Consider the following 11,360-nt stretch of genomic DNA (forward strand, 5'->3'; position numbering starts at 1 on the left):
CCCGCGCCTACTTGGTGCCGAAGATCTTGTCGCCCGCGTCGCCGAGGCCGGGCAGGATGTAGCCGTGCCCGTTGAGCCGCTCGTCGATCGCAGCCGTGTAGATCTCGATGTCCGGGTGCGTCGCCTCAATGCGCTGCAGGCCTTCCGGCGCGGCGACCAGGAACAGCCCCTTGATGCGCGTGCAGCCGGCGGCCTTCAGCATCTCCACGGTGGCGACCAGGGTGCCGGCGGTGGCCAGCATGGGGTCGACGATCAGGGCGATGCGCTCGTCCATGCGGCCGGTGAGCTTCTCGTAGTAGGCGATGGGCTGGAGCGTCCGCTCGTCGCGCTGCAGGCCGACCACGCTGACCTTGGCCGCGGGGATCATGCCGAGCACGCCCGGCAGCATGCCGAGGCCGGCGCGCAGGATCGGCACGATGGTGATCTTGGCGCCCTTGATCCGCTGCACCACCAGCGGGCCGGCCCAGCCTTCGATGTGTTCCTCGACGGTCTCCAGGTCCTTGGTGGCCTCGTAGGTGAGCAGGGCGGCCACCTCGCCGGCCAGCTCGCGGAATTCCTTGGTGCTGATGCCCTGGCGGCGCATCAGGCCAAGCTTGTGCTGGATGAGCGGATGGCGGACTTCGACGATTTTCATCGCGCAAGCATAGCGGCAGAAATCGCCGTGGAGGATGCAAAAAAAGCGCCGCCTCGCGGCGGCGCCCGGCATGCAGCGGCGGCGCTTCAGTGCGCGGCGGGAGCCGCCTCGGCATCACCCTTCAGGCAGGTGCTCATGAAGGTCTTGCGGTCGGCGCCCTTGAGTGCCTTGGTCTTCGCCTCGGCGCTGCAGCTCTTCATCTTTTCCTGCTGCGTGGCCTTGGCGGCCGGTGCCGCGGCCGTGCTCTCGCCCTTCAGGCAGGAGCTCATGAACGCCTTGCGCTCGGCGCCCTTCTTGCCGGTCGCTTCCTTGTTGCAGTTCGCCATGCGCTGCTGCTGGGCGGTGAGCGGCTTCTTGGCGGCCGGGGCTTCTTGCTGCGCGGCGGGGGCGGCGGTTGCCGCGAAAGCGGCACCGGCGAGCGCCATGGCGGCGCTGACGGCAAGCACACGGATCGACACGGACATGATGTGACCTCCCTGGGTGACCGGCGGGTGCCGGCGAGGGAAGTCTATAGCCGTGGAGGGAGCATGTTCGCTGAACGATGCACGGGATGCGTAAGCCATGCGCCCGCACCGATGTCGGCGACGGGCGCGCGGCCCTGCCGGAGCGGATCCGGCTTAGGCAGGGGCCTCCGGGCGGGCCGGCTCAGGCCGCCTTGCTCTCGCTCTTGCGCGGACCTTCCAGCAGGGCATGCCGCACATGCGACACCACCAGGTCCACCTCGGCGCTGGTGACGTTGAAGTGCGGGGTGAAGCGCAGCGAGTTGACGCCGCCGTGGATCACGCCGATGCCGCGCTCGCGCAGGTATTCCTCGGTGGAGCCGGCGCCGTAGCACTTGAACTGCGGGGCGAGCTCGCAGGAGAACAGCAGGCCGGTGCCTTGCACCTTGGTGATCAGCCCGCCCAGCTCGTCCTTCAGCGCGTTGAGCTTGTCCACGAACTCCCTGCCGCGGGCGCGGATGTTGGCGCGCACGGCGTCGGTGAGTTCGCCCAGGGTCGCCAGCGCCACGTCCAGCGCGCGCGGGTTCGCGGTCATGGTGTTGCCGTAGACGCCCTTGCGGTACAGACCGGCAGTGCGCTCGCTGACCGCCAGCACCGAGAGCGGATACTGGCCGGCATTCAGCGCCTTGGAGAAGGTTTCCATGTCCGGCGCGGGGAGCTTCTCGAAGCCGGGATAGTCGGTGAGCGAGAGCACGCCGTGCGCACGCAGGCCGGCCTGGATCGAGTCGATCAGCAGCAGGCTGCCGTGCGATTCGGTGAGCCGGCGCGCGGCGGCGTAGAACTCCGGCGTCACCGCGCGGCCCGGATCGCCTTCGCCCATCACCGGCTCCAGGAACATCGCCTCGATGAACCAGCCGTGCCTGTCGGCGTCGGCGAACGCGGCTTCCAGATGGGCCACGTTGTAGGGCTCGACCACCAGCACGCTGTCCTCGTGGCGGTAGCTGGCGAGGTACTGCTGGTAGGTCTTGCGCGAGGAATCCGAATACAGCGCCGGCTTGTCGGTGCGGCCGTGGAAGGCGCCCTTCACCACCAGGCGCTTGATCGTGCGCCCGGCATAGCGGCCGCCGGCGTCGGTCATCAGCTTGGCGTTGACGTCGGCGATGCGGCAGGCCAGGCCTACCGACTCGGAGCCGGAGTTCAGGCACAGGTAGCGCGCATACGGGTTGCCGCCGCGGTTGCGGCCCAGCTCGCGGTTCAGCGCCTGGGTGAAGCGCAGCTGCGACACGCTGGGTGTCATCACGTTCGCCATCACCTGTTCGCGCGCCAGCGCGGCGTCGATGGCCGGGTGGTTGTGGCCGAAGCCGAGCATGCCGTAGCCGCCGTTGTCGTGCAGCACCGCGCCCTTCAGCGTGACGATCCACGGCCCGCGGGCGGCAGCCGGCAGGTAGGGGTTGATCGCGTCGTCGGGATAGAAGTTGACGAAGCCGGCCTGCGCCTGCGCCAGTTGCTCCGCCTCGTCCAGCTTCAGGAACTCGCCCAGTTCGCCGCGCAGCTCGCGATGACGCGCCACCGCGGCGGCCACGGCTTCGCCGACCATGGGGTCGACGGCCGCCATGCGTTCGATGCTGGCATTGTCCAGGCCCGTGGTGCGCGGCTTGCCGCCGAATTCGCGCAGTTCGCGCAGCTGATCGATCAAACCCATGGCTTTTCTCCTCGAGTCCGTCGGCGCCTCGCACCCAGCGCGAAGCAGGCCGACGTGTAATGCGTGGCGGAGCCCGGCTCCCGCGGCGCATGGCCCGGTACGACGGGGCGGGGCGCGCTTCCACGAACGCCGAGGATAACCCGGCGGGCAGGGTGCCCGGTACCCCCTGCGGGAGCAGGGGCGGTCGGCGCGGGCGGCGCGATACCCTGGCCGATCAGGTACTTGGGGGTCGTTTCCCGGCGCTGGCACGGCCGGGATGACGCCTGTCATCCGCGATGGTTGACGGCGGCGACTGGGGGCGGCGCGCCGCACTGCCTAGGCTGTGCGGCAGGAGGAGACACCCACATGAACGAGACTGCCGTTGCCCGACTCGCCGCCGCCGTGAAGCGCTACGGCCCGCTCACCGCGCTCGATGGCGTGGACCTCGCCGTACGGCGCGGCGAACTGCTGGCCCTGCTGGGCCCCAATGGCGCCGGCAAGAGCACCAGCATCGGCCTGCTGCTCGGCCTGATCCGTCCCGATGCGGGCCGCGCCGAACTGTTCGGACTCGACCCGCAGCGCATCGAAGCGCGCCGGCGCATCGGCGTGATGCTGCAGTCGGCCAACCTGCCGCCCACGCTGCGCGTGGGCGAGCTGCTGCGCCTGACGATGAGCTATTACCCGCACCCGCGCGGCTTCGACGAAACCGCCGCGCTGGCCGGCATCGCCGACCTGCTGCTGCGGCCCTACGGCAAGCTTTCCGGCGGCCAGCAGCGGCGCGTACAGTTCGCGCTGGCGCTGTGCGGGCGGCCCGAGCTGCTGTTCCTGGACGAGCCTACCGTGGGCATGGACATCGATGCCCGGCAGAAGCTGTGGGCGGCGATGCGTGCGCTGGTCGCCGAAGGCTGCGCCGTGGTGCTCACCACGCATTACCTGGAGGAAGCCGAGGCGCTGGCGCAGCGCGTGGTGGTGGTGGACAAGGGACGCGTGCTCAGCGAGGGCAGCGTGGATGACCTGCGCAAGCGCGTTGCGCTCACCCGTATCCGTTGCGTGAGCGACCTCGATGCCGAGGCTGTCGCCGGCTGGCCGGGCGTGGCGTCGGCCATGCGCGAAAACGGCCACCTGCGCATTGCCACTGCGCAAGCCGAGTCGGTGGTAAGCCGGCTGCTTGACGCCGACCCCGCCTTGGCCGAACTGGAGGTGCAACGCGCCGGCCTCGCCGAGGCATTCACCGAACTCACCCGCGAAACCGCCGCCGAGCAGGAGGCCGCCTGATGAACGCCGTTGCCATGACCGCCGCATCGCCAACCGCCAGCGCCACCATGCCGGCGCGCCGCGTGCTCGGTGCCTATCTCGCCGAAGCGCGCAGCGAGTGCCTGCGCTACCTGCGCGCACCGGGCTTCATGCTGCCGATCGTGCTGTTCCCCACGTTGTTCTACCTGATGTTCGGCATCGCGATGGGCAAGTCAGAGGGGCCCGACATTGCACGCTACCTGCTGGCCAGCTATGGCGTGTTCGGGGTGATGAGCCCGGGCCTGTTCGGCTTCGGTGTGTCGCTGGCGCTGGAGCGCGACGGCGGCCTGCTCACGCTCAAGCGCGCGCTACCGATGCCACCGGGCGCCTATCTGCTGGGCAAGATGCTGATGGCGATGGCCGCCGCTGCGTTGGTGATCCTGCTGCTGCTGGGGCTGGCCACGAGCATCGGGCACGTCGTGCTGGCGCCCGCGCAAGTCGCGGCGCTGCTGGCGACCGGCGTACTTGGCGTGCTGCCGTTCTGCGCGCTGGGCATGTTCGTAGGCACCCTGATCAAGGGGCAGGGCGCGCCCGGCCTGCTCAACCTGGTCTATCTGCCGATGTCGTTCCTGTCCGGCCTGTGGGTGCCGCTGTCGATGCTGCCGAAGCCGCTGCAACAGCTCGCGCCAGTGTGGCCGAGCTATCACCTGGACCGGCTGGCGCTGGCGGCCGTGGGCATGGAGCAGGGCGCGGCGTGGCCGCATCTGCTGGTGTTGCTCGGCTTTTCGGCGGTGTTCCTGGCGCTGGCTACGCGGCGGCTGCGTCGCTACGGCTGAGGCGCGCTAGCATGCGGGGCATGAACGACACGAGCGAACGCGCTTCCGGCTCGCGGTGGATCGCCTGGCTGCATCCCGCGCCGGGCTCCACGGCGGCGGCCATGCGCGCTGCGGGCCATTCGCCGTGGACACACGCATGGAATCTTCTGTGGTCGTTCTGGGTGTTCCTGGGTCCGTTGTTCCAGCCGCTGGGGGTGGGCTTCTGGTGGTCGCTGGCGCTGGGCTATCCGTTGTTCCTCCTGCTCTTTGTGCTGGCGAGCCTGCGGCCGGCCGCCGAGGTCAACGGCTACGTCGGCGCGCTGGGGGTGCTGACGGCCCTCTCGATACCGTGGAACCCCGCGGCATGGACCTATGCGGTGTTCGCCTGCGCGATGGTGCCGTACCAGGGGGCGTGGCTGTCCAGCGCCATCAAGATCGCGATCATCCAGGCGCTGCTGGTGCTGGAAGGCATCTTCCTGGGCTGGCCCTGGTATACCTACCTGATCATGGTGGGCGTGTGCACCAGCACCGGTGTCGGCGCGCTGGCGGGACGCATCAGCTGGGACAAGAACACCAGGCTGCGCATCTCGCACGAGCAGATCCGCCAGCTGGCCGCCACCGCCGAGCGCGAGCGGATCGGCCGCGACCTGCACGACCTGCTCGGTCATACCCTGTCGCTGATCACGCTGAAGCTGGAGCTGTCGCGCAAGCTGTTCAACCGCGATCCGGCGGCGGCAAGGCGTGAACTGACCGAGGCGGAAGACGTGGCGCGGCATGCGCTGGCGGAGGTGCGCACGGCGGTGACCGGCATCCGCGCCGCCGGCCTGGCCGCCGAGATGGCCTCGGCCGCGCTGCTGCTGCGCGCGTCCGGCGTGCAGTTCGATTCGCAGCAGCAGGTTTCCGACCTGCCCGAGCCGATCGAGTGCGGGCTGGCGCTGGTGTTGCGCGAGGCGGCCACCAACATCGCGCGGCACGCGCACGCCACCCGGGCAAGGGCATCGATTGCCCGCATCGGCGGCGAGGTGCGACTGTTCATCGAGGACAACGGGCGTGGCGGCGTCCACACGCAAGGCAACGGCCTGCGTGGCATGCACGAGCGCGTGCAGGCACTGGGCGGCAGCCTGCGGCTGGATTCGCCGCCGGGCGGGGGCACGCGACTGGAGATCGACGTGCCGCTGGCGGCGCCGGCGCCGGTGCGTGACATCGGCTTGCCGAAAGCCGAAGCGCCGACCTGTGTCCGGGTGCGGCACGCCACATGATGCCCGCCTCCCTCGGCCGATGGTTTGTTCCCGCGCCGGACTCCGGTGCGGCCGACGACCTCCGTCGCGGCAAGTCGCCGTGGGCGGACAGCATCCACCTGCTGTGGTCGCTGTGGATTTTCGTCACACCGCTGTTCGAGGGCGGCACGCGCGGCTACTCGCGCACGTGGGTGGTCTGCACGCTGGTTTCCTATCCCGTATTCCTGCTGCTGTTCGCCAGGATCCAGCTGGCGCCGCGGCGCACGACGCATCTCTACGCCTGGGCGATGGCTGCGCTGTGCTTCGTGCTGCTGCGCTGGTACCCGAGCGGCCTCAGCTATTTCGTCTATGCCTGCGTGATGTTGAGCCATTGCCGGACCAGCTTGCGCTCCCGGCTGCTCCAGCTGCTGCTGGTCAGCGCCACGTTCGTGGCGCTGGCCTGGTGGGTCGGCTATCCCATGCCGTTGCTGGTGGTGATGCCGGCCTCGGCGCTGGGTATCAGCGCCATCGTCATGGTCGAGAGCGTCTACAAGGAAAAGGACGCGGCGCTGCGCCTGTCGCAGGACGAGATCCGCCGCCTCGCCACGCTGGCCGAGCGCGAGCGCATCGGCCGCGACCTGCACGACCTGCTCGGTCACACGCTGTCGCTGGTGACGCTGAAGTCCGAGCTGGCGCGCAAGCTGGCGCTGGCCGATCCGCCGCGCGCGCAGCGCGAGATGGAGGAGGTGGAGCGTGTCTCGCGCCATGCGCTGGCCGAGGTGCGCGCGGCGGTCACCGGCATGCGGCGCAGCGACCTGGCGGCGGAACTCGCCTCGGCGCGACTGATGCTGGAAGCCTCGAACATCGCGTTCGAAGCCGAGGCGCCGGCGGCGCTTGGCCTGCCGGCGGAGACCGAGGCGTCGCTGGCGCTGGTGCTGCGCGAGGCGGTCACCAACATCCATCGCCACGCGCGCGCCACGACGGCCCGCGTGGTGTTCTCCCGCGAAACGGAAAGCTTCCACATGCGTATCAGCGACAACGGACGCGGCGGCGTGGCCGCCCACGGCAACGGCATCAGCGGCATGCGCGAGCGGGTGCGCGCGCTGGGCGGCACCCTGGCCATAGCTTCGCCCGCGCGGCGCGGCACCACGCTCGGCGTCGACGTGCCACTGCGCGCGGCATCGCGGCCTGCGGCCGCCGATGCGTACCCCGTGCCGGCGCTGGCGGACCACGGGAGCGCTGCATGATCCGCGTGCTGCTGGCCGAGGACCAGGCGATGGTGCGCGGCGCGCTGTCGGCGCTGCTGAACCTCGAATCGGACATCGAGGTGTTGGGTTCCGCCTGCGACGGCGAGGCGGCCTGGCGCGAACTGCAGAAGCTCAAACCCGAGGTGCTGGTCACCGACATCGAGATGCCCGGCCTGACCGGGCTGGAACTGGCGCAGCGCATCCAGCGGCACGAACTGCCGATCAAGGTGATCATCGTCACCACGTTCGCCCGGCCGGGCTTCCTGCGCCGCGCGCTGGACGCGGGGGTGTCCGGCTACCTGCTCAAGGACGCGCCGGCGGAGAACCTCGCCGAGGCGCTGCGCACCGTGTGCCGCGGCGGCCGGGCGATCGATCCGCAGCTGGCGCTGGAAGCATGGTCGGAGGCCGACCCGCTGAACGACCGCGAACGCCAGGTGCTGCGCCTCGCCGGCGAAGGCCATCCTGCCGGCGACATCGCCGTCCAGCTCAATCTCTCGCACGGCACGGTGCGCAACTACCTGTCCGAGGCGATCGGCAAGCTCGGCGTGGCGAACCGCATCGAGGCGTACCGGCTGGCACGGCAGAAGGGCTGGCTCTAGCGACTTTGCCGCCAGCGCGGCAACGGTTTGCTGCGGGACGGCGGACTGGCCGCCGCCTGCAGCGCGCGCACGAAGCCGGCTGGGTCGGCCGGCGACAGCACCACGGTGCACATGGACCCACGCAACACCACGGCGCACTGCCAGTCGGTGACGAAGGCGCGGTAGCGGCCCAGCTTGGCGTTGCGGAACCAGCCCGAGAACGAGAACAGGCCGCCGTTGCCGACCAGCCGGATCGAACCGGCGCCGGCCTGCGGATCCACGGTGGCCTCGCGCAGCTCGCCCAGCGCGACCCGGGTCGTCCAGCACAACCGGCGTACCTGCAGCGTGCCGTCGCCCAACGTGTAGCCGCGCACCACAAACGCGGCGGCGGCCAGCAGGATCAGCAGCGGCAGGGCGATCGTCGCCGTGCGCAGCAGCGGCAGCGCAAGGGGCGGGACGGTGAGCGCCATCAGCCACGACACGCCCGCGAGGAGCAGGATGACGACGGCCGAGATGCCCTTGAGGAAGCCGCTCCAGGGTGCGGCGGGATAGCGTGCATGCATGGCCGGATTCTGGCCGCTGCGCGCCATGGGGACAAGGCGGCCGCCAGTGCCTGCGGGCTTGGGCGATAATGCGCCGTTGCCTCTCACCTTTGCCCCGCTGGCGAGCGTTTCCTTGAAGAAGTCCGATTTCGATTTCGATCTGCCGCACGAACTGATCGCCCAGGTGCCCTTGCCGCAGCGTTCGGCGAGCCGGCTGCTGTTGCTGGACGTTGTCGCCGGCAGCCGCGAGGACCGCCTGTTCCGCGAACTGCCGGGCTTGCTGCGGCCCGGCGACCTGCTGGTGTTCAACGACACCCGCGTGCTGCCGGCGCGCCTGTACGGGCGCAAGGAGAGCGGTGGCGCAGTGGAGATCCTGATCGAGCGCGTCACCGGTGCGCACGAGGCCACCGTGCAGCTGGGCGTGAGCAAGAAGCCGAGGGAGGGCGGGCGGATCGAGCTGGCCGACGGCAGCCATGCGGTGGTGCTGGGGCGCGACGAGAGTTTCTTCCGGCTGCGCTTCGAGGCGCCCGAGCCGCTGGAGAAGCTGCTGCTGAAGCTCGGCGAGATGCCGCTGCCGCCGTACATCGAGCGCCATGCGGACGCCGCCGACCTGGAGCGCTACCAGACCGTCTACGCGCGCGAGCCCGGCGCGGTGGCCGCGCCCACCGCCGGCCTGCATTTCGACGAAGCGCTGTTGGCCGAATTGCGCCAGCGCGGCGTGGACTTCGGCTACGTCACGCTGCACGTGGGCGCAGGCACCTTCCAGCCGGTGCGCGTGGAGGACATCGGCGACCACCACATGCACCGCGAGTGGCTCAACGTGGGAGCCAGCCTGGTGGAGCAGATCCATCGCACCCGCGCCGCCGGCGGCCGGGTGATCGCGGTGGGCACCACCGTGGTGCGCGCGCTGGAGAGCGCCACTGTGGATGGCGAACTGCGCCCGTTCGCGGGCGAGACGCAGATCTTCATCTTCCCGGGCTACCGCATCACCAGCATCGACGGCCTGATCACCAACTTCCACCTGCCGCAGTCGACCCTGCTGATGCTGGTGTCGGCGCTGGCCGGGCGCGAGTTCATGCTCGACGCGTATCGGCACGCGGTGGAGCAGCGCTACCGCTTCTTCTCGTATGGGGATGCGATGCTGATCCTGCCGCACGGGGCCTGAGCTTTTCTCCCTTTCGCTTTACTCCGGCTCCCTCTCCCCTGTGGGGAGAGGGAGCGATCAGCGCGACCTGCGATAATCGCCGGATGACTTCCCTGAACTTCGACCTTCTCGCCACCGACGGCGCTGCCCGCCGTGGCCGCCTCACGTTTCCCCGCGGCACGGTGGAAACGCCGGCGTTCATGCCGGTGGGTACCTACGGCTCGGTGAAGGCGATGACCCCGCGCGACGTGCGCGAGACCGGTGCCGAAATCATCCTGGGGAATACCTTCCATCTCTACCTGCGGCCTGGCCTGGAGGTCGTGGAGCAGTTCGGCGGGTTGCACCGCTTCATCGGCTGGGACAAGCCCATCCTCACCGACTCCGGCGGCTTCCAGGTGTTCTCGCTGGCGCATCGGCGCAAGCTCACCGAGGAGGGCGTGACCTTCGCCTCGCCGGTGGACGGCTCCAAGGTGTTCCTGTCGCCCGAGGTCTCGATGAGGATCCAGCACACGCTGGATTCGGACATCGCGATGATCTTCGACGAGTGCACGCCGTACCCGGCGACGGAGAAGACGGCTTCGGATTCGATGGAGCTCAGCCTGCGCTGGGCCGAGCGCTCGCGCCGTGCCTTCGATGCGCTGAAGAACCCCAACAACCTGTTCGGCATCGTGCAGGGCAGCGTGTACGAGCCGCTGCGCCGGCGCTCGGCCGAGCGGCTGGTGGAGATTGGCTTCGACGGCTACGCGGTGGGCGGCCTGGCCGTGGGCGAGCCGGAGGAGGCGCGCAACCACACGCTGGATTTCACCGTGTCGCTGCTGCCGGAGCACAAGCCGCGTTACCTGATGGGCGTGGGCCGGCCCGAGGACATCGTGGCGGCGGTGTGCCGGGGCATCGACATGTTCGACTGCGTGATGCCCACCCGCAACGCGCGCAACGGCTTCCTGTTCACCGCCGAGGGCACGCTGCGCATCCGCAACGCGAAGTACGCCGCTGATACCCGGGTGATCGAGGAGGGCTGCGACTGCCACGCCTGCGCGAACGGCTTCAGCCGCGCCTACCTGCGCCACCTCGACCGCTGCAACGAGATCCTCGGCAGCCAGCTCGCCACCATGCACAACCTCCGCCACTACCAGCGCTTGATGGCGGGGTTGCGCGAGGCGATCGCGGCAGGGCGGCTGCAGGATTTCGTGGCCGAGTTCCATGCGCGGCGGCAGGGGGCGGGGGCCGCGGTTTGAGACGGCCGTAGGAGCGCACCCTGTGCGCGATGGCTTTTGCTCCGCCCGAAGTGCCGGGGCCATCGCGCACAGGGTGCGCTCCTACGGCCGCCGTGCGGCCGCCGGGAACGCATGGCATAATCCATGGTCTTTTATCGGGCGTTCAGCGGAATTCCCTGCTGGCGCCATTACTTGCGAGACGAAACGATGAGTCTTCCGATGTCAGTCACGCTGGCCCAGGCCGCTGCGCCGCAGGGCGGCGGCCTCTCCATGATCCTCATGATGGTGGTGCTGTTCGGCCTGATGTATTTCATGATGATCCGCCCGCAGATGAAGCGGCAGAAGGAACACCGCACGATGGTCGCGGCGCTGGCCAAGGGCGACGAGGTGGTGACCAACGGCGGCCTCGCCGGTCGCGTAGAAGAGGTGGGCGAGACCTTCATCACGATCGAGATCGCACCGAACGTGAAAGTGAAGCTGCAGAAGGGCGCGGTGTCGCAGGTGCTGCCCAAGGGCTCGTTGAAGTCCGCCTGAGCCGGGCAGCCGGGGGCGAGGCATTTCTTACTAGACGTGCGGCCATGGATGGCCGCTTCGTGATGTTCGCGGCCAGGGACG

General features: G+C 69.6%; 12 protein-coding genes. 8 read left to right on the forward strand and 4 right to left on the reverse strand.

All coding sequences use genetic code 11. The features are described from left to right. Positions 1–7: 7 nt before the first annotated feature. The 3 genes from upp to AC2EWF_RS15255 form a co-directional block, all read right to left on the reverse strand. Positions 8–634, reverse strand: coding sequence for a uracil phosphoribosyltransferase (gene upp, locus AC2EWF_RS15245; protein WP_483640221.1), 627 nt, complete (start codon positions 632–634; stop codon positions 8–10). A gap of 86 nt (positions 635–720) precedes the next feature. Beyond that, positions 721–1,098, reverse strand: coding sequence for a PsiF family protein (locus AC2EWF_RS15250; RefSeq protein ID WP_483640222.1), 378 nt, complete (start codon positions 1,096–1,098; stop codon positions 721–723). Between the two features lie 181 nt (positions 1,099–1,279). Next, positions 1,280–2,776 carry an aminotransferase class III-fold pyridoxal phosphate-dependent enzyme gene (locus AC2EWF_RS15255; RefSeq protein WP_483640223.1) on the reverse strand — a complete coding sequence of 499 codons (1,497 nt, stop codon included), beginning with the start codon at positions 2,774–2,776 and terminating at the stop codon, positions 1,280–1,282. A gap of 345 nt (positions 2,777–3,121) precedes the next feature. Between AC2EWF_RS15255 and AC2EWF_RS15260 the strand changes: the two genes are divergently transcribed. From AC2EWF_RS15260 to AC2EWF_RS15280, 5 genes are read left to right on the forward strand one after another with little or no spacing between them, the layout of a single operon-like run. After that, on the forward strand, positions 3,122–4,030 hold the full coding sequence (locus AC2EWF_RS15260) for an ABC transporter ATP-binding protein (RefSeq protein ID WP_483640224.1): 909 nt from the start codon (positions 3,122–3,124) through the stop codon (positions 4,028–4,030). Further along, entirely contained in the window at positions 4,030–4,824 is a 795-nt protein-coding gene (locus tag AC2EWF_RS15265) for an ABC transporter permease (protein WP_483640225.1), read from the forward strand. Before AC2EWF_RS15260 ends, AC2EWF_RS15265 begins: the two co-directional genes overlap by 1 nt. 20 nt (positions 4,825–4,844) lie before the next feature. After that, the gene (locus AC2EWF_RS15270) at positions 4,845–6,062 is read left to right on the forward strand and encodes a sensor histidine kinase (RefSeq protein WP_483640226.1); all 1,218 of its coding nucleotides are present in this window, start codon (positions 4,845–4,847) and stop codon (positions 6,060–6,062) included. Continuing rightward, positions 6,059–7,267, forward strand: coding sequence for a sensor histidine kinase (locus tag AC2EWF_RS15275; RefSeq protein WP_483640227.1), 1,209 nt, complete (start codon positions 6,059–6,061; stop codon positions 7,265–7,267). Before AC2EWF_RS15270 ends, AC2EWF_RS15275 begins: the two co-directional genes overlap by 4 nt. Continuing rightward, on the forward strand, positions 7,264–7,866 hold the full coding sequence (locus AC2EWF_RS15280; protein WP_483640228.1) for a response regulator transcription factor: 603 nt from the start codon (positions 7,264–7,266) through the stop codon (positions 7,864–7,866). The genes AC2EWF_RS15275 and AC2EWF_RS15280 overlap by 4 nt, the downstream gene beginning before the upstream one ends. On the opposite strand, the gene AC2EWF_RS15285 is transcribed toward AC2EWF_RS15280, so the two are convergent. Continuing rightward, positions 7,863–8,408 carry a PH domain-containing protein gene (locus AC2EWF_RS15285; protein ID WP_483640229.1) on the reverse strand — a complete coding sequence of 182 codons (546 nt, stop codon included), beginning with the start codon at positions 8,406–8,408 and terminating at the stop codon, positions 7,863–7,865. The genes AC2EWF_RS15280 and AC2EWF_RS15285 overlap by 4 nt on opposite strands. A 112-nt stretch (positions 8,409–8,520) precedes the next feature. On the opposite strand from AC2EWF_RS15285, the gene queA reads away from it, so the two are divergent. From queA to yajC, 3 genes are all read left to right on the forward strand, one after another. Next, positions 8,521–9,552, forward strand: a complete 1,032-nt coding sequence (gene queA / locus AC2EWF_RS15290) for a tRNA preQ1(34) S-adenosylmethionine ribosyltransferase-isomerase QueA (protein ID WP_483640230.1) — start codon at positions 8,521–8,523, stop codon at positions 9,550–9,552. An 83-nt stretch (positions 9,553–9,635) separates the two neighbouring features. Further along, the gene (tgt, locus tag AC2EWF_RS15295; RefSeq protein ID WP_483640231.1) at positions 9,636–10,766 is read left to right on the forward strand and encodes a tRNA guanosine(34) transglycosylase Tgt; all 1,131 of its coding nucleotides are present in this window, start codon (positions 9,636–9,638) and stop codon (positions 10,764–10,766) included. 186 nt (positions 10,767–10,952) lie between these two features. Continuing rightward, positions 10,953–11,279 (forward strand): preprotein translocase subunit YajC, encoded by a 327-nt coding sequence (gene yajC / locus AC2EWF_RS15300; RefSeq protein WP_483640232.1) that lies wholly within the window; start codon positions 10,953–10,955, stop codon positions 11,277–11,279. Positions 11,280–11,360 lie beyond the last annotated feature (81 nt).

The organism is Rhodanobacter sp. sgz306013 (assembly GCF_057031145.1).